We start from the raw sequence: 23,319 nt of genomic DNA, 5'->3' as shown, positions 1-23,319 counted from the left end.
ACACCCCTTTTCAGGAGTTATCAAAATGGCAGCCAAAGAAATCAAGTTCGGCCGCACCGCGCGCGAAAAGATGCTGCGCGGCGTCGACATTCTCGCTGACGCAGTCAAGGTAACGCTCGGCCCGAAGGGCCGCAACGTCATCATCGACAAGTCCTTCGGCGCACCGCGCATCACCAAGGACGGCGTATCGGTCGCCAAGGAAATCGAACTTGACGACAAGTTCGAGAACATGGGCGCTCAGATGGTCCGCGAAGTTGCTTCGAAGACCAACGACATCGCCGGCGACGGCACCACGACTGCTACCGTTCTTGCCCAGGCGATCGTTCGCGAAGGCAACAAGGCCGTTGCAGCCGGCATGAACCCGATGGATCTGAAGCGCGGCATCGACCTCGCCGTTGCTGACGTCGTCAAGGATCTCCAGGCCAAGGCCAAGAAGATCTCGACCTCGGAAGAAGTCGCACAGGTCGGCACGATCTCCGCAAACGGCGACAAGCAGGTCGGTCTCGACATTGCTGAAGCCATGCAGAAGGTCGGCAACGAGGGTGTGATCACCGTCGAAGAAGCCAAGACTGCCGAAACCGAACTCGAAGTCGTCGAAGGCATGCAGTTCGACCGCGGCTACCTGTCGCCCTACTTCGTCACCAACCCGGAAAAGATGGTTGCCGATCTCGACGACGCTTTCATTCTCCTCCACGAGAAGAAGCTCTCGAACCTGCAGGCGATGCTCCCGGTTCTCGAAGCTGTCGTTCAGACTGGCAAGCCGCTGCTGATCATCGCTGAAGACGTCGAAGGCGAAGCTCTTGCAACGCTCGTCGTCAACAAGCTGCGCGGTGGTCTCAAGATCGCTGCCGTCAAGGCTCCGGGCTTCGGTGATCGCCGCAAGGCCATGCTCGAAGACATCGCCATCCTGACGGGCGGCACTGTCATCTCCGAAGACCTCGGCATCAAGCTCGAAAATGTCACGCTCGACATGCTCGGCCGTACCAAGAAGGTCTCGATCTCCAAGGAAAACACCACGATCGTCGACGGCGCCGGCTCCAAGGCCGACATCGAAGGCCGCGTTGGTCAGATCAAGGCTCAGATCGAAGAAACCACCTCGGACTACGACCGCGAAAAGCTGCAGGAACGTCTGGCCAAGCTGGCTGGCGGCGTTGCCGTGATCCGCGTCGGCGGCTCGACGGAAGTCGAAGTCAAGGAAAAGAAGGACCGCATCGACGACGCTCTCAACGCGACGCGCGCTGCCGTTCAGGAAGGCATCGTACCGGGCGGCGGCGTTGCCCTGCTGCGTTCCTCCGTCAAGATCACCGCAAAGGGTGCAAACGACGACCAGGAAGCCGGCATCAATATCGTTCGCCGCGCTCTTCAGTCGCTGGTTCGCCAGATCGCTGAAAACGCTGGTGACGAAGCTTCGATCGTGGTCGGCAAGATCCTCGAAAAGAACGAAGACAACTACGGCTACAACGCCCAGACGTCTGAATATGGCGACATGATCACCATGGGCATCGTCGATCCGCTCAAGGTCGTTCGCACGGCTCTGCAGAACGCAGCTTCGGTTGCTTCGCTGCTGATCACCACCGAAGCCATGATTGCCGAACTTCCGAAGAAGGAATCGGCTGGCGGCGGCATGCCTGGCGGCATGGGCGGCATGGGCGGCATGGACATGATGTGATAGGCGCAAGCCTATCGCCGAAGCCGCCTCTCACCTCACGTGGTTCAGCGCGTCAAGCGTGCTGAACCGGCGGCAAGAAGCAGCCTAGTTGAAAACGATTAAGGGCTCCGGTTTGACCGGGGCCCTTTCTGTTTGAGGCTCCGCGAGCGCACTTCGCGAAACAGACCTGGCCCCGACCCGTTCCAAACCGTCCCCCAATGAAAATGGCCGCACTGTTTCCGGTGCGGCCATTCTTTGACTGAGCTGTTCGACGCCTCACGCTGGGCTTGCGGAGCCGCCGTTTTGGCAGGTTATGCGGCTTCGCTGACCGCCCGCTTGACGCGGAAGAGCAACCGGTCGGAACCAGCGCTGACCGCAACGGCCGAGCCGTCCGGAATCTGGCCGCCGAGAATCTGTTCGGCGAGCGGATCCTGCATGAACTTCTGGATCACCCGCTTCAGCGGACGCGCGCCATAGACCGGATCGTAGCCCTTGTCGGCCAGCCATTCGCGGGCGTCCGAACCGAGATCGATGCTGATCTTGCGCTCCGCCAGAAGCGACAGCAGCCGCTTCATCTGGATATCGACGATCGCGCCCATCTCGTTGCGCTTCAGGCGATGGAACAGGATGATCTCATCGACGCGGTTCAAAAATTCAGGCCGGAACGAGGCTTTCACGACGTCCATCACCTGTTCGCGCACGCTTTCGGAATCCTCGCCCTCGCGAAGAGCGGTCAGGTATTCCGCTCCGAGATTGGAGGTCATGATGATCATCGTGTTCTTGAAGTCGACCGTGCGGCCCTGCCCGTCCGTCAGGCGACCGTCGTCGAGCACCTGCAGGAGAACGTTGAACACGTCCGGATGCGCCTTCTCGATCTCGTCGAACAGCACGATCTGGTAGGGTTTGCGCCGCACCGCCTCGGTCAGCGCGCCGCCTTCCTCATAACCGACATAACCCGGAGGTGCACCGATCAGCCGTGCGACCGAATGCTTCTCCATGTATTCCGACATGTCGAGGCGAACCATCGCGGACTCGTCGTCGAACAGGAAGCGGGCCAGCGACTTCGTCAGCTCCGTCTTGCCGACACCGGTCGGGCCAAGGAAGATGAACGAGCCGATCGGCCGGTTCGGATCCTGCAGCCCGGCACGCGAACGGCGAACCGCACGCGAGACAGCCTGGACCGCATCACCCTGGCCGATGACGGATTTCGCCAGTTCGTCTTCCATGCGCAGCAGCTTGTCGCGCTCGCCTTCCAGCATCTTGTCGACCGGAATGCCGGTCCAGCGCGACACCACATGGGCGATCGCATCCGGGTTCACGACTTCCTGCACCATGGCATTGGTCGAAGTATCCTGGGCTTCGGCGTCCACGAGGCGCTTTTCCAGTTCCGGGATCACGCCATAGGTCAGTTCGCCGGCACGCTGGAACTCGCCCTTGCGCTGGGCGGTCGCCAGTTCGTTGCGGGCTTCGTCGAGCTGCCGCTTCAGGTCAGCGGCAAGGCCGAGCTTCTGCTTTTCTGCCTGCCAGCGGGCCGTCAGCGCATCCGCCTGTTCTTCGAGCGAGGTCACTTCGCCTTCGAGACGCTGCAGCCGGTCGGCCGAGGCGCTGTCGGTTTCCTTCTTCAAGGCTTCGCGCTCGATCTTCAGCTGCATGATGCGGCGGTCGAGTTCGTCGAGTTCCTCGGGCTTGGAATCCACCTGCATGCGCAGCCGCGATGCGGCTTCGTCCATCAGGTCGATCGCCTTGTCGGGCAGGAACCGGTCGGTGATGTAGCGGTTGGAAAGCGTCGCAGCCGCAACCAGGGCCGAATCCGAAATGCGGACCTTGTGGTGCTGTTCGTATTTTTCCTTCAGCCCGCGCAGGATCGAGATCGTGTCCTCGACCGTCGGCTCCTCGACCATGACCGGCTGGAAACGACGGGCAAGCGCCGGGTCCTTTTCCACATGCTTGCGGTATTCGTCGAGCGTGGTGGCGCCGACGCAATGCAGTTCGCCGCGGGCAAGCGCCGGCTTCAGGAGGTTGGAGGCATCCATCGCGCCGTCGGACTTGCCTGCACCCACCAGCGTGTGCATCTCGTCGATGAACAGGATGATCTCGCCGTTTTCAGACTGCACCTCGTTCAAGACGCTCTTCAGCCTCTCCTCGAACTCGCCGCGGTATTTTGCGCCAGCGATCAGGGCACCCATGTCGAGCGCCATCAGCTTCTTGTCTTTCAGGCTTTCCGGCACGTCGCCGTTGATGATACGCAGTGCCAGGCCTTCGGCGATCGCCGTCTTGCCGACGCCGGGCTCACCTATCAGGACCGGATTGTTCTTGGTGCGGCGGGAGAGGACCTGGATCGTGCGGCGGATTTCGTCGTCGCGGCCGATCACCGGATCAAGCCTGCCGTCGCGGGCTTCCGCCGTCAGGTCCCGCGCATATTTCTTCAGCGCTTCGAAACCGGCCTCGGCATTGGCGCCATCGGCGGTGCGGCCCTTGCGGATGTCGTTGATGACCTGGTTGAGCCCCTGCGCGGTCACGCCGGCCTTTTTCAAGGTCGCAGAGGTCGAAGCCGAGGTCTCGATGACAAGCGCCAGAAGCAGGCGTTCGACGGTGACGAAACTGTCGCCGGCCTTCTTGGCCGCCTCTTCCGCGGTCGAGAAAACCTTGGCGAGCGGCTGGGAGAGATAGATTTCGCCATTGCCGCCGGAAACCTTGGGAAGTTTCGCGAGCGCGGCGTCATTGGCGATGCGCGCTTCCTTGGAACTGCCGCCGGCGCGGTCGATGAGCGAGGACGCCATGCCCTGGTCGTCGTCGAGCAGCACCTTCAGCACATGTTCAGGCGTGAATTGCTGGTGACCCGAGGCCAAAGCCTGAGTCTGAGCCGACTGCAGGAAACCGCGGACGCGCTCGGAGTATTTTTCAATGTTCATTACGGTACCTCCAGTGATCGACCCGCCCATTATAAGGCACGGACCGATGATTGAGATTGAGCTCCCTCAAAGGCGAGCCCTGCCGAAGTCTCGGCGTTGCTGGAGATATGGTAAGCGGATTCTCGTGTTTAAAGTGTTCAGAACGTCAAAATCCGCGAGCGGAAACGTCACGAATTTTCCGCGTGACAATCCACAATCGAGCGAATAGAGAAGCCGCATGTCTTTCACGTCCGCCTACGCCTCGCGATTTTATAGCTACCGCTTTCCCCAGCGGATGCGGGTCCGTGCGTAGCTGATTTCGACGCAACGACATTCCCTCAAGCCGCTAGTCTACCTGGCGGCTTTTTCAATTCCGCACGGTAGCGCCAAACAGGAGCCATACCCGTGCCGAATGCCAAACCTGCAGATGCCTCGATAGATACGATCGACGATCGCCGCATCGTCGAGATCACCCCGCTGACCATACCCGCCGACATTATCGCGGAAATCCCGCGCAACGAGGCGGTTACCGAGACCGTGACCCGGACGCGCGACACCGTCCACCACATCCTGCATGGCGAGGACGACCGGCTGATCGTGGTCATCGGCCCCTGCTCCATCCACGACCCGGTTGCCGCGCGGGACTATGCGGCCCGGCTGGAAGAACAGCGACGGCGTTTCAGCGGTGATCTCGAAATCATCATGCGCGTCTATTTCGAAAAACCGCGCACCACCGTCGGCTGGAAGGGCCTGATGAACGATCCGCATCTCGACGGCAGCTACCGCATCGAAGAGGGCTTGAGGATCGCCCGACAGCTTCTTCTGGACATCAATGCGACGGGCCTTCCGGCCGGCTGCGAATTCCTCGATACGATCACCCCGCAATATATCGCCGACCTCGTCAGCTGGGGCGCGATCGGCGCGCGGACGACCGAAAGCCAGGTACATCGCCAGCTGGCATCCGGTCTGTCCTGCCCGATCGGCTTCAAGAACGGCACCGATGGCGGCGTCGCCGTCGCGCTCGATGCCATACTGGCCGCATCGCAGACGCACCATTTTCCGGCGGTGACCAAGGACGGCCGGGCTGCGATCGCCACGACGACCGGCAACGAGGATTGCCACGTCATCCTGCGCGGCGGCAAGCTGCCGAATTATGAGGCGGCCGATGTCGAGGCCGCTTCCAGGGACGCGGCGAAACGCGGCTTGGAGCCGCGCATCCTCATCGATGCCAGCCATGCCAATAGCGGCAAGGATCCGATGAACCAGCCACTGGTCGTCAAAAACGTCGCGACGCAGATCGCTGCCGGCAACATGGCCATCAAGGGCATGATGATCGAGAGCAATATCGTCGGCGGCCGCCAGGACCTCGTACCCGGCAGACCTCTCGTCTACGGCCAGAGCATCACCGACGGCTGCATCGACTGGGAAACGTCCGTCTCTGTGCTCGAAGACCTTGCCCGCTCCGCCCGCGATCGGCGCCAGGCCCGCGCCTGAAGCAGAAGGGCTTTGCTCACGGAAAAAGGCCGCCCGGTTTCCCGAGCGGCCTTCTTGATTTCGTTATTCCAGCCCGTGAGGCTTATTCCGAAGCAGCATCCGCCAGGGCCGGCTGAGAGCCGTCGCCCGAGGCTTCGCCTTCGGAACCACCCTCTTCACCGGCGCCTTCGCCACGACGCGGACGACGCGGACGGCTGCCGGCAGCGCGACGACGGCGCGGCGTGGCTTCTGCCTGTGCCTCTTCCTCGACCGCCACTTCGGCAGGCGTGCCTTCGATTACCGGCTGCGGGCCGGAACCATCCATGACCGGAGCAACCGGCTGAGGTGCTGCGACCGCGGCCGGGACCGGCGTTGCGGCAGCTGCCTGTTCCTGACGGTTCTCGCGGCGGGGCCGTTCGCGCTGCTGGTCACGCTGTTCGCGGGGTTCCCGCTGGTCGCGAGGTTCGCGCTGTTGGTCGCGAGGTTCGCGTTGTTCACGGGGCTCGCGCTGTTCACGCTGCTCCCGGCGCGGCTGCTGTTGCTGGACGTGCGGCTGCGGCGCTTCGTCCATGGACGGCTGCTGCGAGTAACCATTGTCCTCGCCGTCGCTATTGTCCATGTCGTCCTGATCCTGAACGTTGCCGTCCCGATCCTGATACTCACCGCGATTGTCGTGCTGGAACCGATCCTGCATCTGCGCCTGTGCGGCGGCAATGATGCGGTTATAGTGTTCGGCGTGCTGGAGATAGTTCTCCGCAATCACACGATCACCTGAACTTTGGGCGTCGCGGCCGAGCTGGCTATATTTTTCGGCGATATGCTGGGCGGTCCCGCGGATCTTCACGTCCGGGCCGGAGCTATCGTAGGTACGGCTGAGAGGATTGCCGCCCTTGCGGTTGAAGTTGTTATTTCCACCACCGCCGCCGCCGCCATTATTGTTATTGTTGTTACTGCCGCGACCTCGACCGCGTTTGTTCTGCTGTCCTGGCCTCATCTATCGTTCACCAATTCTCTGTCTTCGCTGATAAGGGGCCACGCGGTCTGTCGGACAGAGCCGAACAAGACTTCGCGTGCCGCGCACAGGCCGATCAAAGCGTCCTGCCGCTTGTGAAAGTCAAATTAACTGATTCACGCACCGGGAATTGTTCAACCTTCGCAACTCTTCGAAAAGAGAAGGATCAAAGGGTTGCCCTGTAACCCGAACGAATCGCTGTTCATTCCCAGCCGTCCCAGTGCGTATTTGCAAGCTATCCCGCTTCCTCCGGGAATCCAAGCCTTTTCTTTTGCCTGCAAAATCAAGGATGATTCACGGTAAATACGAGAACTCGATCATTGTCGCCGTAGTCGCGTAGCGCCTCCACCAGCGTAAAGCCGGCGACGCGGAAAATCGCGGTCACGGTTTCCTTTTGATCGAACCCGATCTCGACGCCGATAACGCCGTCCTTTTCGAGGAAATCTCCTGCACTCGCTGCAATCGCGCGATAGGCTTCGAGCCCATCCGGACCTCCATCTAGCGCTGTCAGCGGATCGAAATCCCGGACTTCCGGGTCCAATGCGGGGATAACATCGCTACATATATAAGGCGGATTTGACACGATTATGTCGAACCGGCCAGAAATTGCGTCGAACCAATCGCTGCGGATCGCTTGAAATCTTTCGGACATTCCCAGCCGCGCCGCATTCCGCGACGCCGTTTGCAGGGCGTCCTCCGAAATATCGCTGCCGATCCCTTGAGCTTGCGGGCTTTCTTTCAGCAGTGCCAAAACGATTGCGCCGGTTCCGGTTCCAAGATCGAGAATACGTGCCAAACCCTTTCCTGCGACAATCTGCCTCACATGGGCGAGCATCGAATCTACCAGGATTTCGGTGTCCGGGCGCGGCTCCAGCGTTTCCTTCGAAATCAGGAGCTCCATGCCGTGGAATTCACGTAACCCTAATATGCGGTGCACCGGCTCCCGTTTCAAGCGCCGCTCGACTGCTTTCTCGATGACGGACAATTCCTGGTCCGTCAGGATACGGTCGCCGCCGCTAAAAACTTCCGTCGACGAAAGGCCGAGCAGACCGCCGATCAGCAGCCGCGCCTCGATCGCCGCATCCGACAGGCCCGCCGCCGAAAACCGCGATCTGGCATCCGCGACAGCCGCTCCGAGCGTCGTCATCCGTGTTGCTCGCCGAGCTGCGCCAGCTGGCCGGCCTGGTAGTCGGCAATCAGCGCATCGACCACTTCGTCGATATCGCCTTCCATCATCCGGTCGAGTTTGTAGAGCGTCAGGTTGATGCGGTGGTCGGTCACCCGCCCCTGGGGGAAATTGTAGGTACGGATGCGCTCGGAGCGGTCGCCCGAGCCGACCTGGCTCTTGCGGTCGGCGGAGCGTTCACTGTCCGCCTTCTGGCGCTCCATGTCGTAGAGACGGGTGCGCAGCACCTGCATCGCCTTGGCGCGGTTCTGGTGTTGCGATTTTTCCGAACTGGTCACCACGATGCCGCTCGGCATGTGGGTGATCCGCACGGCGGAGTCGGTCGTGTTGACGTGCTGGCCGCCGGCGCCCGACGAGCGCATCGTATCGATGCGGATGTCCTCCGGCCGGATCTCGATGTCGATCTCCTCGGCCTCCGGCATCACCGCCACGGTCGCGGCCGAGGTGTGGATGCGGCCGCTCGCTTCCGTATCGGGTACGCGCTGCACCCGGTGCACGCCGGATTCGAACTTCAGCTTCGAGAACACGCCGCGTCCGGTCACGGTCGCGATGATTTCCTTGTAGCCGCCCGCCTCGCCTTCGCTTGCCGACAGGACCTCGACCTTCCAGCCCTTGGTGGCGGCATAACGCTCGTACATGCGGAACAGGTCGCCGGCGAAAAGTGCCGCCTCGTTACCGCCGGTGCCGGCCCGGATTTCGAGGATGGCACTCCTCTCGTCGGCCGCATCCTTGGGCAGAAGCAGGACCTGCATGTCCTTTTCCAGCGTCTCGAGCCGCTCCTCGGCCTCCGGCAGCTCCATTTCCGCAAGCTCGTGCATCTCGCGGTCGGTGCCCTTGTCGGTCAGCATCGCGCGCAGATCGGCCACCTCGGCGATCGACTTCTCGTATTCGCGGATCTTGCGCACCACCGGCTGCAGTTCGGAATATTCGGACGCCAGCTTCACATAGACGTCGGCCGCCGGACCTTCCGACATGCGCGCCTCGATCTCGCCGAACCGGCGTTCCAGCTCGCGCATCTTTTCGACAGGAAGCTTCGCCACCCACTAACTCCGTTTATTCTTTTTATCCGCTAGACGGGGATATTGTTGGCCTCGGCGAACCGCAGAAGCAGCGCGCGGATCGGCTCCGGCGACCTTATATCGTCGAGCGCTGCGTTCAATTCAGCGGACAACTTGTCGATGTCAAGCCCGAGCAGCATCGCCTTGACCGGTCCGATCGAGGTCGGGGACATGGAAACCGAGCGGAAACCGACACCCAAAAGAGCCATGGCGGAGAGCGGCTTGCCCGCCATCTCGCCGCACAGCGTCACCACCGTCTTGTTGCGTTCGCCAGCCCGCGCGATATCGCGCAGAATGCGCAGGAACGGCTTGCCGAGATTGTCGAAACGATCGGAAACCCGGGCATTGCCGCGGTCGGCTGCCATGGTGAACTGGAACAGGTCGTTGGAGCCGACCGAGACGAAGTCCACTTCCGCCATCAGTTCGTCGAGCTGCCACATCAGCGCCGGCACTTCGAGCATCGCCCCGAACTGCAGCTTGCGCGGCAGGCTGTGGCCAAACTTCGAAAGATGCTGCACTTCCTTCTGCATCAGTTCGCGCACCGCGTGGATTTCCGAGACCTCGGTCACCATCGGCAGCATCATCTTGAGCTCGGCGCCGGCGGAAGCCCGGAGCAGCGCCCGAAGCTGCGTGCGCAGAAGTCCGGGTCGGTCCAGCGACAGGCGGATCGCCCGCCAGCCGAGCGCCGGGTTTTCCTCTTCCTGGGCGCGGAAATAGGAGACGACCTTGTCGCCGCCGATATCGAGGGTCCGGAACGTCACGGGCCGCCCGGCCGCCTGCTTGATGACGTTGCGGTAGAAGCTCTCCTGCTCCTCGAGCTTCGGCATGGTCGAGGCGATCATGAACTGCAGCTCGGTGCGGAACAGGCCGATGCCGTCGGCGCCGGACTCGGCAAGCTGCGGCAGATCGACAAGCAGGCCGGCGTTCATCTGCAGGCTGATGCGCTTGCCGTCCTTGGTGACCGGCTCGACGTCCCTCAGCGCTCTGAACTGCTCCTGCCGGCGAGCCCGCAGGCGCACCTTTTCCTCATAGGCCTTCTGCAGGTCGAGAACCGGCCGCAGATGAATCTGGCCGTCGTCGCCGTCGATGATGATCGGATCGCCGTTTTCGGCAAGCGCCACGACACCTGCCGCCTGGCCGACGACCGGAATGCCCATGGCGCGTGCGACGATCACCACATGGCTGGTCACCGCTCCGTCTTCCAGCACGAGGCCGCGCAGGCTGGCGCGGGGATAGTCGAGCAATTCGGCCGCACCCATGGCGCGGGCGAGAATGATCGCGTCCACCGGGAAACCTTCGTCGAAGGCGCGGCCGGAAAAACCCGTCAGCTGGCGCAGAAGCCGGTTGGCCAGATCGTCGAAATCATGCATCCGCTCGCGCAGATAGGAGTCGGTCAGGCGCATCATCCGCGCCTTGGTATCGCTCTGGACCTTCTCGACCGCCGCTTCCGCCGTCAGCCCGTTGTGGATCGCCTCTTCCATGCGGCGGACCCAGCCCTGGTCGTGGGCAAACATCCGGTAGGTTTCGAGCACCTCGCGATGCTCGCCTTCCTGGGAGACTTCGCGGCGCGACAGCATGTCGTCGATGGAGATGCGCAATGAGCCGAGCGCTTCCGCCAGCCGCGTGACTTCCTTCTCCGCGTCCTCGTTGAGGAGATTGGTGACGACGATGCGCGGCTCGTGCAGCACCACATGACCCAGGCCGATACCTTCGTTATAGGCGTCGGCGTCGATCGTGATGGCGCGGGTGAGGTCGAGCTCGAGGCCCGGCCTGGTGATCTTCTTGAGCTCGCCGGTGGCGATCATCTCGGCGATCACCATCGCCGTGGTTTCGAGCGCCTCGACCTCGTCCTCACGATAGTTGCGGCTCGCCTTGTTCTGGACGACGAGAACGCCAAGGGTGCGGCCGGCCCGCAGGATCGGCACGCCGAGGAAGGAATGGTAGATTTCTTCGCCGGTTTCCGGAAGGTAGCGGAACGCCGGATGCGCCTGCGCGTCGGAAAGGTTGAGCGGCTGGGCGGACGCGGCGATCGTGCCGACAAGACCCTGGCCCATCTTCAGCTGCGAGGTGTGGACCGCTTCCTTGTTGAGGCCTTCGGTCGCATAAAGTTCGAGAACGCCGTCGGAGCGGAGCACATAGACCGAGCAGACCTCGGCCACCATGTTGCTGGCGATCTGGCGAACGATCCGGTCAAGGCGCTCCTGTGGCTCGAGCGGCTCCGCCATCAACTCGCGTAGCCGCCTCAACAGAACGCGCGGACCTGCCGACAGGTCTCTCATCGGCATATGCTCTCCCGAAACGAGGTCACCCCAACCGCAGGACGGCGCCCGCCACTGCCGGCGCGTCCAAACGGTTCATTCTCAACTCTTATCGAGACCGTAAGCGGAATGCAAAGTCCGAACAGCGAGTTCCGAATAAGCACCGTCGATCAGGATCGAAATCTTGATTTCCGAGGTGGTGATGGCCTTGATGTTGATGGATTTTTCGGCAAGTGCCTTGAAAGCATGCGCGGCAACGCCCGCATGGCTGCGCATGCCGATGCCGATGACCGACACTTTCGCCAGGCCTGATTCGGTCTGGACGACGTCGAAGCCGATCTTTTCCTTGTTGTCGTCGAGCACCTTCATGGCCTTCTGCACGTCGCCTGAAGGCACCGTGAAGGTCATGTCGGTGCGCGAACCGTCTTCCGACGTGTTCTGCACGATCATGTCGACATTGATATGAGCCTCGGCGAGCGGGCCGAAGATCGCCGCCGACACGCCCGGCCGGTCGGCCAGGCGCCGGAGCGAAATCTGCGCTTCATCCTTGGCATAGGCGATGCCGGTGACGACTTCCTGTTCCACGATTTCTTCCTCTGCACAAATCAGCGTTCCGGGCGGATTGTCGAAATCACCCATCCCCGGAGCATCTGGATCATCGAATGAGGAACGCACGAAGGTACGTACCTTGAATACCATGGCGAGCTCGACCGAGCGCACCTGCAGAACCTTCGACCCGAGCGAGGCCATTTCGAGCATTTCCTCGAAGGAGACCTTCTTCATGCGCCGTGCCTGGGGCACGATACGCGGGTCGGTCGTGTAGACCCCGTCGACATCCGTATAGATGTCGCAGCGGTCGGCCTTGACCGCTGCCGCGATCGCCACCGCCGACGTATCGGAACCGCCGCGGCCGAGCGTGGCGATCCGGTTGTCGGGGCCGAGTCCCTGGAAACCGGCGACGACGGCCACCTGGCCCTCGCCCATCCGCTTGACGATCTCGGACCCGTCGATTTCCATGATCCGCGCTGCGCCATGGGCGCTGTCGGTGCGGATCGGGATCTGCCAGCCCTGCCAGGACCGGGCGTTGATGCCCATCGACTGCAGGGCGATCGCCAGAATGCCGGACGTCACCTGCTCGCCGGATGCAACGACAGCGTCATATTCGCGCGCATCGTAAAAAGGCGAGTTGGCGCCGGAGACCTTCGGCATGTCCTGGACCCAGCCGACCAGCTCGTTGGTCTTGCCGGACATGGCGGAGACGACGACCGCGACCTCGTGCCCGGCCTCAACCTCACGTTTCACATGGCGCGCGACGTTGTGAATGCGTTCGAGATTGGCGACCGAAGTGCCGCCGAACTTCATGACGATGCGAGCCATACCGACCAAAACCACTGTTTCGCCTCAAGGATCGGGAGCCTTGGGCGTCTGCTTTCAAACCGCCTCGAAATCCCGGCGTTTATGACAGGATCATCAAGTTGCGGGGTCTCTTATCGAAAAGGCTGAAAAGGCGCAATGGTCAGAACATGGCCGAGCGGTACGCTTCGGCATGAGCTTGCCTTAATGCCGAGCGCAAAAAAGCCACCCATAGGCGGCCTCCTTGAATTTTTGGGCGGGATCAGCGGTCCGGGTTGCCGGTCATCGTCACGGCCGAACCGCTGAGGGGCCGGTTGCAGTCAATCCCGATCTCTGAAGAAACGGTCGGGATATCTCTGCCAGACTGGCGGACGAGGCGGCTGCGCGTCGCCGGGGCTCCAGCTGCGATCACGGTCCCAGCGCGGAGCTCCGTCACGATCCCAGCGCGGCGGCGGGGGCGGAGGCGGCGCAAGACGCGATTCACGTCTCCAGTCGTAGCGGTCCCAGCGATCGCGATCGCGGTAGAAGTCGCGGTTGCGATAGTAGCGGCCCCAATAGTTGCCGACGTCGAACGTGACCATCGGAATGCCGAGGCCCTCGTAATAGTCGGGGGCGACATAGACGCGGTTGGAACGATAGGTCGCCTGCACGTAGTTGCCCGACACCCAGCCGCGTCCGCCGACGAAGGCGACGTCGCACCAGTTGACGCTGCTCATGCAGCCGTAGATCGTTACCGCCGCACCGGCCGGAATGACGTCGACGGCCGGATAGCCGGTGCTTGGCCCTGACCGCATGTTGACATCGGCGGTGGCAACCCCGCGCACGGCCGCATCCGCAATCGACGGCGCCACGAACAGGGCGCAAAGTGCCGCAACGGACATCAGTATTTTCTTCACGGGCTTCCTCCTGAGAAACCAAATGGCGTTCGAACCGGGCTGACATCTGCCGGACGGATTTCGCCGACAGATCAATGTTCGAGACAGCCGCATTGTTCCAGCAAGCCGCTGAATGGCGCATGAATACCCCGTTTGGCAGGCGTTAACCTCTGGCCGGCCCGGTCGATTGCCGCTCGGCGATGTAACAGGCGAGCTCCACCCGCCGCGCCGGGTTTGCAAATCCCGTCATGCCGTCCCTCAAAAGATCGAGCGCCACGGCGCCGAGCTCGCGCATCGGTACATGCACCGTGGTCAGCGGCGGATTGAGGAAGGCCGCCTGCGGCAGGTCGTCCATGCCCATCACCGAAACGTCGCCCGGCACGGTATAACCCACCTGCTGCACGCCCATCATCGCGCCGACCGCGAGACTGTCGCCCGCCGTCAGCACGGCGGTGAAATCGAGCCCGTTTTTCCGCAGCCGGTCGCTCACCGCCTGGGCGGCAAGCTCGGGCAGCCAGTCGTCGACCGGCACGACGAGATCCGGGGGACACGGCAATCCGTGCTGCTGGAAGGCATCCTGCCAGCCTTCGCGGCGGCGGTCGATCGTCCGCCGACCGGGACGCATCAGGAACAGGATGCGCTTATGCCCGAGCCGGATCAGATAATCCGTCGCCAGATGCGCCGCCGAGCGATTGCAGGGCGTCACGCTCGACAGCCGCATCATCGGATCGTCGCCGTTGATCAGCACGACCGGTTTGGCGAAACTGCGGGTGGCGTCGAGCATGCCCTCGTCGTCGACGGTCAGGAACAGCAAACCCGCGACGTCCGGATCGACCCGCGCCTCCTCCAGCACCACCTTTTCCTCCGACTGATCGGCGACGGCACGGGTGACGATGTCGAGCCCGAGAGCCTGGGCGCGGTCCCGCAATCCTTCCAGCACATAGAGCGTGAACTGGTTGCGCACATAGTCGATCATCGCCGCGCTCGAAGCTGCCAGGATCACCTTCTTGCCGGCGACCGGCGTCGGCATGGCGTAATTGGCGTCCTTCGCCGCCTCCATGATCCGCTGGCGGATATCCGCGCGCACCCCCTTCTCGCCGGCCAGTGCCCGCGAGACGGTGCTGAGCGACACGCCCACTTTTTCCGCAATATCCTCCAGCCGCACCCGTCGGCTTTTCTTGCCGCGTTTGCCCGGCACGATCGTCGCTGCCATCACATCCTCCCATCACAGATGCGCACACTGCAAAAAATTTTCAGATTGCGCAATCAATTTTCAAATGTTTTCATGAAGGCATCGCTCGGGAGAAGCGGAGTGAAATGCTGCGCGGCAAGAGCTGCAGCAAAGGGAGGAATTGAGACATGGGCCTTTCAGCCCGGGATATCCGTGAAAAGCTTGATCGCCTCGTGGCCGGCATAACCGGGCTTCGCGACGACGGTCGTTTCCACGAACCCAATCTCGACGGGACCGCCGGCGACTATATCTCTTTCGAAAGCTGGGAATGGCCGCAGGGCGTCGGTCTTTACGGCCTGATCCGTCTCTGGCTGTTCACCGGCCGCGACGACCTGAAGGCGCTGATCGAGAACTGGTATGCGTCCCGCATCGAAACGGGTCTTCCGACGCTCAACGTCAACACCACGGCACCGATGCTCGGCCTGTCCGTCCTCTGGCGCGAAACCCGCGACCCGCGCTGGCAGCCGGTTCTCGACGCCTGGGCAGACCGCGTCATGAGCGAGATGGGCCGCACCGAGGAAGGCGCCTTCGAACATCACGTCTCCGACAAGGTCAATGACGACGAACTCTGGGACGACACGCTTTATATGGTCGCCCTGTTCCTCGCCTCCTATGGCGAGGCAAGCGGCCGCCGCGAACTGGTCGACGAGGCGTCAAAGCAGTTCCTCGTCCATTCCCGTTACCTTGCCGATACCAAGACCGGCCTCTGGTTCCACGGCTGGACGTTCCAGGGCCGCCATAATTTTGCGCAAGCCCGCTGGGCGCGCGGCAATGCCTGGATCACCGCCGGCATGCTCGACCTTTTCGATCTCGCCGAGATTTCAAAGCCGGTAAAGGATTTCCTGCTCGGCGTGCTGACGGCGCAGGTCAACGCGCTGCTGCCGCTGCAGGCTGCCTCCGGTGCCTGGCGCACCCTGCTCGACGATCCGTCGTCCTACGAGGAAATTTCGGCGACCGCGGGTTTCGGTTACGGGCTGCTCAAGGGTTACCGCCTTGGCCTCGGCACGCATGAATGGCGCGTGGCCGGCCTCAAGGCCGTGGAAGCCGTGCTTGCCAATATCGACGAAACCGGCACCGTGCTCAACGTCTCCTATGGAACGCGCATGGGCCATGATCTGCAATTCTATCGGGATATCCCGATCCAGCCGACCGGCTACGGACAGGCGCTTTCGATCCTCTGCCTTTCCGAAGCCATCCGGCATGTGGAACCGGGAAACGAGGCGGCATGACGATGAAGGTTCTCTACGGGGCCGGCCCCAACGACATCAAGACCTACGACACCGCGCGTCTGCGCGCCGAGTTCCTGATGGAAGACCTGTTCCAGGCGAACAAGGTCAGCTTCACCTATACCCATGTCGACCGGCTGATCCTCGGCGGCGCGGTTCCGACATCGTCCACCCTGAGCTTCGGTTCGGGCGAAGAGATCGGCACGCCCTTCCTGCTGTCGGCCCGTGAAATGGGCATCGCCAATCTCGGCGGCACCGGCGTCGTCTCGGTCGACGGCAAGAGCTTCACCCTGGAAAACCGCGACGTGCTTTATGTCGGCCGCGGCGCCCAGGAAATTTCGGTCGCCAGTGCCTCGGCCGACAAACCGGCCCGGTTCTACATGAACTCCGTTCCCGCCGGTGCCGACATTCCGCACCGCCTGATCAAGCGGGCGGAATCGAAGATGCTGACGTTTGGCGATCCCAAACGCGCCAATCTGCGGAACCTGCGCATGTACATCCACCCGGAAGTCACGCCGTCCTGCCTGCTTCTGCTGGGCATTACCGATCTGGCCGAGGGCAGCGTCTGGAACACCATGCCGCCGCATCTGCACGAGCGCCGGATGGAAGCCTATTGCTATTTCGACCTGCCTGAAGAGGAACGGGTCATCCACCTGATGGGCCGCCCGGAAGAGACGCGCCACCTCGTGGTCAAGAACCTCGACGCGGTGCTTTCGCCCGCCTGGTCGATCCATATGGGTGCCGGCACCGGGCCTTATGCCTTCGTCTGGGGCATGACCGGCGAGAACCAGGAATATAACGACGTGGCCCCCGTGGCTCTCAGCGAACTTAGATAAGTGCGGAACCGATGATGAATCCCGAAGCAAACTGGATGCGGAAAACCTTGAAGCCGGGCGAAGCCGTCCGGTACTGGCAGCTCGGCCGCATCACCGAGGAACGGTTCGACGTGCCCGACGCCCCGATGAAGGGCGAGATGGACCCGTTCTTCTTCCTGACCAAGGTCAAGAACTTCATTCCGCACGAATATCCCTGCCGCACCATCTTTGCCGAGACCTATCGCGGCAAGCGCCCGGATGTCCGCGGCGCCTTCGATGCCACCCGCTGGTGGCTGCCTTTCGGCTCGCCGCGGCTCGATCTTTCCGGCTTCTGGTTCCGCCCGACCCGGCTCGCCAGCTGGACCCGCACCTATATCGACGCGGAAACCGCCGGCACGGCAAAGATCCGCCTCGGCACCTGCGGCGGCGCCGTCATCTGGGTCAACGGCACGGAAGCCGGCTGGATGGCGCCCTACAGCCGCAATCTCGAAGCCAAGCAGGAATTCGAGCTGCCGCTGGTCGCCGGCCTCAACGAGATCACGCTGTTCTTCGACGACCTCGCCGAACGTGACGCCCGTTATTTCTACCAGTTCGACTATCTCTCCGGCCCGACTGCCAGCGTCGCCCTGCCCGTTCCGGTCGCAAGCGCCGTCGCAGCCAGCCTCGAACAGGCCCTCGACACCATGTATTTCGATCGCCAGCATTATTTCGGTGGCGACATCACCCTGCTTCTTTCCGAGCCCCTGCCGGTCGAGGTAAAGGTCAATGTCGCGGTCGAAGGCGACTTCATGTCGCGCGAGCGTTTCGATTTCGACTTTACCCTTCCCGCCGGCGCCACCAGCCTCAATGTCGGCCCGTCCGAAAAGGCGCCCGCCGATTTCCGCCATTTCCGCATCACGCTGAACGCCGATGGCTTTGTCGTCTCCCGTTCGCTCGGCGTCGAGATCTGCCATGCCGAAAGCCAGGGCCAGGCTCCTGCATCGCTGAGCGATCGTATCACCGAGACCCTGACGCAGATTTCGGAACATTCCGAACGGGATACGGTGCGTGCCTTCGCCCGCCTCGCGAGCGGCCGCTCCGGGCCCGATACGGACGCGATGATCGAGGAAATCCTGCCTTCGATCGAAGACTGCCACGACTGCGCCGACTTCTCGCTGGTGCCGCTCATCTGGTCGCGCACCGTCTGGGGCAAGGACATCAACGAAAAGACCCGTGCGCGCATCGACGGCGCCATCCTCAACTACCGTTACTGGATGGATGAGCCGGGCAACGACGTGCAGTGGTATTTCTCCGAAAACCACGCGCTGCTCTTCCACACGTCAGCCTATCTCGGCGGCAGTCTCCTCCCAGACGCCACCTTCGCCCGCTCCGGCCGCAAAGGTTCGGAGCAGGCGAAGGTCGGCGCTGCCCGCGTCCGCGCCTGGCTCGACCATTTCGAACATTGGGAAATGGCCGAGTTCAACTCGGCCCCCTACTTCCCGATCGACCTCAAGGGCCTGACCGCGCTGGCTGCCTTGTCGCCCGACAAGGATATCGCCGACCGCGCCAAGGCCGGCATCGTCCGCCTCTGCGAAATCATCGCCCGCTCGGCCCATCACGGCATGGTCACCGCGGCGCAAGGCCGCTCCTACGAGCACACGCTCTGCGCCGGTCGCTCGCTGGAACTCTCCGGCGTCGCCCGCCTGCTCTGGGGCACGGGCTGGTACGGCCGCCGCGTCCACTGCCTGCCGCAGATGGCCGTCTGCCTGCGCGACCACGGTCTCGAAATCCCCGCCGAGCTTGCCGCGATCGCCGATCACCGCGGCAGCCAGCACCAGGAATGGCGTTTCGCCCAGGGCGAAAACTCGTTTGCCGCGCTCTATCACTACAAGGGCGAGCATTTCGCGATGGGCTCGACGGTGCATTACCGCTGGGACGAATGGGGTTACCAGGAAACCATCCTGCACCTGCGTCTCGGCGACAAGCCGGAAGCTGCGATCTGGATCAACCATCCGGGCGAAACCATCCAGTTCGGCTATGGCCGCCCATCCTATTGGGGCGGCTGCGGTACCATTCCGCGTGCCCAGCAGTATCGCGGCCTCGCCGTCCTCGAGTTCACCACCTACGAGGAACAGCCGGATTTCACCCACGCCTGGTTCCCGAAAGCCGAGTTCGATGAAACCCATGTTTCCGGCGGCGTGGCGCTCGCCCGCTCCGGCAAGGGTGCCGTGATGCTGCGCGCGCCCTCGAAGCTGGAGGTCGTGACCGACGGACCGTCGGCGGGGGCTGAACTGCGCCAGTACGGCCAGAAGACCCGCTGGATCGTCCGCGTCTGCGAGGCGGACAATCTGACGGCCGTCGAGTACCGCTTCAGCGGGCTCGCCCCGAGACAGGAATCCGACGGCACTATCGTTGTCGAGGACCCGGAATATGGTACCGTCCGCTTCAGGAAGGACGGCTCCGTGGAGGCCGAAGGCCGCGTGATCGCGCGGGCGGATTACACCGTAAAGGGCGAAGCGACGATGCTGAGCCCCGCATGATATAAAAAGGATTTTCAGGTTAAGGCGCACAGATGTGCGCCTTAAGGAAACCGGACGGGAGGAGGCCCCGTCCATTCAGAGGAGGAAATGAGCATGAAAACCAAATCGCTTCTGGCGGGCGCTGCGCTCGCCCTTCTCATGTCGACGGCAGCACATGCCGGCGACGTGCGGATCATGTGGTATTCGGACGGCGTCGAAGGCGACGTCATGAAGGACCTCGTCGGCCGTTTCATGAAGGAAAACCCGGGCATCAACGTCACGCTCGACAACGTTGCCTACAGCGTCATCAAGGATCAGCTGCCCGTGCAGCTCGAAGCCGGCAACGGTCCGGATATCGCCCGCGTCACGGCGATCAAGGACCTTTCCAGGCATTGGCTGGACCTGCGCCCGCTGGTCAAGGACGCCAAGTACTGGGACGATAATTTCGGCGCCCAGGCCGACTGGATGCGTCCGGACGGCTCCAAGCAGATCTCCGGCTTCATGACGCAGATCACCCTGACCGGCGGTTTTGCCAACAAGACCCTGTTCGATCAGGCCGGCGTTCCGATGCCGGGCCCGAAGGCTACCTGGGAAGAATGGGCCGCAGCTTCAAAGAAGGTGAAGGATAGCCAGAAGCTTCCGTTCGCCATGGCGATCGACCGCTCCGGCCACCGCCTCACCGCTCCGCTGCTGTCCTACGGCGCCAACTATGTCGGCCCGGACGGCAAGCCGGCCCCGCTCGACAAGGGCGCCAAGGATTTCCTGACCAAGTTCGTCGGTTGGGTCGCCGAAGGTTCGTTTGCGAAGGACGTCTGGGTCTCCGCCGGCGGCTCGACCTACCGCGCCGCGGCCGAAGACTTCATCAACGGCCAGCTCGCCTTCTATTATTCCGGTTCCTGGCAGGTGGCCAACCTCGCCACCAAGATCGGCAACAGCTTCGACTGGGTCGCCACCGGCAGCCCCTGCGGCCCGGCAGCCTGCACCGGCATGCCCGGCGGCGCGGCACTCGTCGCTGTGAAATACACGAAGAACCCGAAGGACGTCGCAGCCGTCATGGACTGGTTCGCCCAGGAGAAGATCGTCAAGGAATTCTCCGAGCGCACCCTGTTCCTGCCCGGCCACAAGGGCGTCGTCGACAAGGGCGGCCTTGACTTCAAGACCGACAACGCCTTCGCCAAGGCGGCCCTGACCAAATATGTCGAGGCATCCAAGACCACGTCCGACACAGCCCTGAAGCTGCCCGGCTGGCGCTGGTCCGACACGGTCTATGCCGCGATCGTCACCCGCGTCGGTCAGACCCTTGCCGGCGAACTGAAGCTCGACGATGCCTTTACGCGCATCGACGCCGATATCGCCCAGAAGGTCAAGGACAGCGGCCTTTGATGCCCAATTGGCGAAATTGCTCCGCCCGTCGGGCGGGACATTCTTCTCTCCCCGCACCGGGGAGAGAAATTCGGCATGAGGATACGAGGCGGCGCGGCAAGCTCCCTCTGATCTCCCCCCTTGAGGGGGAGATGTCACCGAAGGTGACAGAGGGGGGTGGCAGCGGTGCAGCGGGTGCGAGGATCTATGAGGTGCCTATGCGACACCCCCCTCTGCCCTGCCGGGCATCTCCCCCTCAAGGGGGGAGATCGGCCAGCCGCAACGCCTTTTTTCCATATGCATTGAATCGATACAGCCGAACGAACAGAACCAGGCCAAGGGGAGGAAGTCATTGAAATGAGCACGACGTCCCTTACAGACCGCCTCGGCAGCCTCCTCATGGCGCCCGTGCATCTCTTGATGCGCATCATCGACATACCGCTGCGCGCCGTCCAGAAAGCGACCGGCATCGGCGGCATGGCGACCGTTTTCCTCGCCCCGAACATGCTGATCTTCGGCATTTTCGTGCTCCTGCCCCTCGTCATCAACTTCGTCTACTCGATGACCGGCGGCACCGCCTTCTTCCTTTCCGAGCGCAATTTCGTCGGCGCCGAGCAGTATCAGCGCCTTTTCACCTGCACGAACTACCTCGATCCGATGTCCTGCCAGGAGGATGCCTTCTGGGCCGCCGTCGGCAACACGTTCTGGTTCGTCATCCTGCAGGTGGCGCTGATGATCTGCGTGTCGCTGATCACCGCACTGATCCTCAACCGTGATCTCGCCGCCCGCTCCTTCTGGCGCGCCGTATTCTTCTTCCCGGTCCTCCTGTCGCCGGTCGTCGTCGGCCTGATCTGGAAGTGGATCCTGCAACGCCAGGGCCTCTTGAATTTCGGCCTCTACCAGTTCGGCATCGAGCCCTATACCTGGCTCACCGACCGCAACTGGACCTTCATCGCCACGATCGGCGTATCGATCTGGGCGCATATGGGCCTCTACACGCTGATCCTGCTCGCCGGTCTGCAGGCGATCCCGAAGGATCTCTATGAAGCCGCCGAAATGGACGGCACCAAGCCGGCGCGCGTCTTCCGGCGCATCACGCTGCCGCTTCTCGCCCCGAACCTTCTGGTCGTCGTCGTCCTGGCGCTGATCAAGGCCGTGCAGATCTTCGACGAGGTCTACGTCCTGACCGGCGGTGGTCCCGGCACCAGCACGCTCTATCTGACCCAGTATATCTACGAGACCGGCTTTGCCTCGGCGCTCCGCAATCCGGGCCTTGCCGCTGCCGCCTCTATCCTGATGGGCCTCGTGCTCGTCGTCCTGACACTGATCCAGCTCGGCATAGGCCAGCGTGGCGAAAAGAAGGGGAAACGCTGATGGGTGTAGCCTCTCGCTTCATTCTGCGCCGCCGCGGCGGCAAGAGCTGGCACTGGACGGACATCGTCACCTGGGTCTGGCTGATCGGCGGACTGATCATCATGTTCGGCCCGGCCGTCTGGCTCACCTTCTCATCGTTCAAGACGCCGGCGGCCCTTGCCGAATTCCCGCCGTCGATCCTGCCCTATATCACCAGCCAGGCGACGGTCCAGGGTTACGACAAGCCGCTGCAGCTCTTCGACGCCAAGATGCCGGACGGTTCGACCAAGGTGCTGGCCGAAGTGCGCCGTATCGGCCTCGTCGCCCAGATGGTCGATCCGAAGGCGCCCGGAGAAATCGTCCGCGTCAACATCGGCGACCGCACGCCGGTCCGCTCGGTCTCGTTCGCTACGGAAAACTACACGACGCCCTTCACGCAGTTCGATTTCCTGCGCTACCTGTGGAACTCCGTCTTCGTGACGGTGACGGCGACGCTGATCACCCTGATCGTCAATTCCATGGCCGCCTTCGCGCTGTCGAAATATGAGTTCAAGGGCCGCAGCCTGGCGATGCTGATCATCCTTGCGACGCTGATGGTGCCGCTTTCGGTGATCATGGTGCCGCTCTATTCGATCATCTCGTCGCTCGGGCTGTTCAACAGTCTCTGGGGCGTCATCCTGCCGACGGTCGCCACACCGACCGGCGTGTTCATCCTGCGCCAGTACATGCTGACCATCCCGGACGAACTGATCGACGCGGCGCGCATGGACAAGGCGTCCGAATGGCAGATCTACTGGCGCATCGTCCTGCCGCTGACGGCACCGGCGCTTGCGGTGCTCGCGATCTTCTCGGTGGTCTGGCGCTGGAACGACTTCCTGTGGCCACTGATCGTCCTGTCACGGCGCGAACTCTACACCCTGCAGGTGGGCTTGAGCATCTATTCCGGCGAGTTGAACGTCCAGTGGCACTTCATCCTGGCGATGACGGTCGTGACGATGATTCCCGTCGTGCTGGTCTTCATCTTCCTGCAGCGTTTCATCACCACCGGCATTGCCGGCACCGGCCTGAAGTAAGGATCCC

15 protein-coding genes and 1 pseudogene are annotated in these 23,319 nt (G+C 62.6%); 8 read left to right on the top strand and 8 right to left on the bottom strand.

Going from position 1 to position 23,319, the window contains the following annotated elements; translation table 11 throughout:
* Positions 1–25 precede the first annotated feature (25 nt).
* Positions 26–1,669 (top strand): chaperonin GroEL, encoded by a 1,644-nt coding sequence (gene groL, locus ACZ9IU_RS04720; protein WP_038540272.1) that lies wholly within the window; start codon positions 26–28, stop codon positions 1,667–1,669.
* A 290-nt stretch (positions 1,670–1,959) separates the two neighbouring features.
* On the opposite strand, the gene clpB is transcribed toward groL, so the two are convergent.
* Entirely contained in the window at positions 1,960–4,560 is a 2,601-nt protein-coding gene (gene clpB / locus ACZ9IU_RS04715) for an ATP-dependent chaperone ClpB (protein ID WP_038540270.1), read from the bottom strand.
* A 384-nt stretch (positions 4,561–4,944) separates the two neighbouring features.
* Here clpB and ACZ9IU_RS04710 point away from each other — a divergent pair, with 384 nt between their 5' ends.
* Positions 4,945–6,033, top strand: coding sequence for a 3-deoxy-7-phosphoheptulonate synthase (locus ACZ9IU_RS04710; protein ID WP_244447472.1), 1,089 nt, complete (start codon positions 4,945–4,947; stop codon positions 6,031–6,033).
* Between the two features lie 82 nt (positions 6,034–6,115).
* Here ACZ9IU_RS04710 and ACZ9IU_RS04705 read toward each other — a convergent pair whose 3' ends face one another.
* From ACZ9IU_RS04705 to ACZ9IU_RS04675, 7 genes and pseudogenes are all read right to left on the bottom strand, one after another.
* Positions 6,116–7,006 carry a DUF4167 domain-containing protein gene (locus tag ACZ9IU_RS04705; RefSeq protein WP_038540267.1) on the bottom strand — a complete coding sequence of 297 codons (891 nt, stop codon included), beginning with the start codon at positions 7,004–7,006 and terminating at the stop codon, positions 6,116–6,118.
* A gap of 301 nt (positions 7,007–7,307) precedes the next feature.
* Positions 7,308–8,171: a peptide chain release factor N(5)-glutamine methyltransferase gene (prmC, locus tag ACZ9IU_RS04700; protein ID WP_038540263.1), complete on the bottom strand. Its 864-nt coding sequence runs from the start codon at positions 8,169–8,171 to the stop codon at positions 7,308–7,310.
* Positions 8,168–9,250, bottom strand: coding sequence for a peptide chain release factor 1 (gene prfA / locus ACZ9IU_RS04695; RefSeq protein ID WP_038540260.1), 1,083 nt, complete (start codon positions 9,248–9,250; stop codon positions 8,168–8,170). Before prfA ends, prmC begins: the two co-directional genes overlap by 4 nt.
* A 29-nt stretch (positions 9,251–9,279) precedes the next feature.
* A complete protein-coding gene (ptsP, locus tag ACZ9IU_RS04690) occupies positions 9,280–11,547 on the bottom strand; it encodes a phosphoenolpyruvate--protein phosphotransferase (RefSeq protein WP_038548776.1) in 2,268 nt (755 codons plus the stop codon).
* An 81-nt stretch (positions 11,548–11,628) separates the two neighbouring features.
* Entirely contained in the window at positions 11,629–12,903 is a 1,275-nt protein-coding gene (locus ACZ9IU_RS04685) for an aspartate kinase (RefSeq protein ID WP_038540258.1), read from the bottom strand.
* A 362-nt stretch (positions 12,904–13,265) separates the two neighbouring features.
* Positions 13,266–13,775: pseudogene (locus ACZ9IU_RS04680) on the bottom strand (SH3 domain-containing protein); the annotation flags it as partial.
* A gap of 142 nt (positions 13,776–13,917) precedes the next feature.
* The gene (locus ACZ9IU_RS04675; protein ID WP_038540255.1) at positions 13,918–14,967 is read right to left on the bottom strand and encodes a LacI family DNA-binding transcriptional regulator; all 1,050 of its coding nucleotides are present in this window, start codon (positions 14,965–14,967) and stop codon (positions 13,918–13,920) included.
* A 146-nt stretch (positions 14,968–15,113) separates the two neighbouring features.
* On the opposite strand from ACZ9IU_RS04675, the gene bglB reads away from it, so the two are divergent.
* The 6 genes from bglB (at position 15,114) to ACZ9IU_RS04645 (ending at position 23,312) form a co-directional block, all read left to right on the top strand.
* Positions 15,114–16,214, top strand: coding sequence for a beta-galactosidase BglB (gene bglB / locus ACZ9IU_RS04670; protein WP_038540252.1), 1,101 nt, complete (start codon positions 15,114–15,116; stop codon positions 16,212–16,214).
* Complete coding sequence (gene kduI, locus ACZ9IU_RS04665) at positions 16,211–17,047, top strand: 5-dehydro-4-deoxy-D-glucuronate isomerase (protein WP_080719115.1); 837 nt, start codon at positions 16,211–16,213, stop codon at positions 17,045–17,047. Before bglB ends, kduI begins: the two co-directional genes overlap by 4 nt.
* Positions 17,048–17,058: 11 nt before the next feature.
* Positions 17,059–19,545, top strand: a complete 2,487-nt coding sequence (locus tag ACZ9IU_RS04660) for a hypothetical protein (protein ID WP_038540249.1) — start codon at positions 17,059–17,061, stop codon at positions 19,543–19,545.
* 93 nt (positions 19,546–19,638) lie between these two features.
* Positions 19,639–20,907 carry an ABC transporter substrate-binding protein gene (locus ACZ9IU_RS04655; RefSeq protein ID WP_038540246.1) on the top strand — a complete coding sequence of 423 codons (1,269 nt, stop codon included), beginning with the start codon at positions 19,639–19,641 and terminating at the stop codon, positions 20,905–20,907.
* A gap of 336 nt (positions 20,908–21,243) precedes the next feature.
* Positions 21,244–22,260 (top strand): carbohydrate ABC transporter permease, encoded by a 1,017-nt coding sequence (locus ACZ9IU_RS04650; protein WP_038540242.1) that lies wholly within the window; start codon positions 21,244–21,246, stop codon positions 22,258–22,260.
* Positions 22,260–23,312: a carbohydrate ABC transporter permease gene (locus ACZ9IU_RS04645; protein WP_038540238.1), complete on the top strand. Its 1,053-nt coding sequence runs from the start codon at positions 22,260–22,262 to the stop codon at positions 23,310–23,312. The genes ACZ9IU_RS04650 and ACZ9IU_RS04645 overlap by 1 nt, the downstream gene beginning before the upstream one ends.
* The last annotated feature ends 7 nt before the right edge of the window (positions 23,313–23,319 follow it).

Source organism: Mesorhizobium sp. USDA 4132 (assembly GCF_056279545.1).
The sequence above is the reverse complement of the archived record's forward strand: the minus strand, read 5'-3'. Positions and strand labels throughout refer to the sequence as shown.

What these genes read in the sequence shown, in the direction of transcription:
- ACZ9IU_RS04705 (WP_038540267.1), bottom strand. Translation starts at nt 7,006, where the DNA reads ATGAGGCCAGGACAGCAGAACAAACGCGGTCGAGGTCGCGGCAGTAAC.
- ACZ9IU_RS04650 (WP_038540242.1), top strand. Translation starts at nt 21,244, where the DNA reads ATGAGCACGACGTCCCTTACAGACCGCCTCGGCAGCCTCCTCATGGCG.
- prmC (WP_038540263.1), bottom strand. Translation starts at nt 8,171, where the DNA reads ATGACGACGCTCGGAGCGGCTGTCGCGGATGCCAGATCGCGGTTTTCG.
- ACZ9IU_RS04685 (WP_038540258.1), bottom strand. Translation starts at nt 12,903, where the DNA reads ATGGCTCGCATCGTCATGAAGTTCGGCGGCACTTCGGTCGCCAATCTC.
- ACZ9IU_RS04675 (WP_038540255.1), bottom strand. Translation starts at nt 14,967, where the DNA reads ATGGCAGCGACGATCGTGCCGGGCAAACGCGGCAAGAAAAGCCGACGG.
- groL (WP_038540272.1), top strand. Translation starts at nt 26, where the DNA reads ATGGCAGCCAAAGAAATCAAGTTCGGCCGCACCGCGCGCGAAAAGATG.
- clpB (WP_038540270.1), bottom strand. Translation starts at nt 4,560, where the DNA reads ATGAACATTGAAAAATACTCCGAGCGCGTCCGCGGTTTCCTGCAGTCG.
- ACZ9IU_RS04660 (WP_038540249.1), top strand. Translation starts at nt 17,059, where the DNA reads ATGATGAATCCCGAAGCAAACTGGATGCGGAAAACCTTGAAGCCGGGC.
- ACZ9IU_RS04655 (WP_038540246.1), top strand. Translation starts at nt 19,639, where the DNA reads ATGAAAACCAAATCGCTTCTGGCGGGCGCTGCGCTCGCCCTTCTCATG.
- ptsP (WP_038548776.1), bottom strand. Translation starts at nt 11,547, where the DNA reads ATGAGAGACCTGTCGGCAGGTCCGCGCGTTCTGTTGAGGCGGCTACGC.
- ACZ9IU_RS04645 (WP_038540238.1), top strand. Translation starts at nt 22,260, where the DNA reads ATGGGTGTAGCCTCTCGCTTCATTCTGCGCCGCCGCGGCGGCAAGAGC.
- bglB (WP_038540252.1), top strand. Translation starts at nt 15,114, where the DNA reads ATGGGCCTTTCAGCCCGGGATATCCGTGAAAAGCTTGATCGCCTCGTG.
- kduI (WP_080719115.1), top strand. Translation starts at nt 16,211, where the DNA reads ATGACGATGAAGGTTCTCTACGGGGCCGGCCCCAACGACATCAAGACC.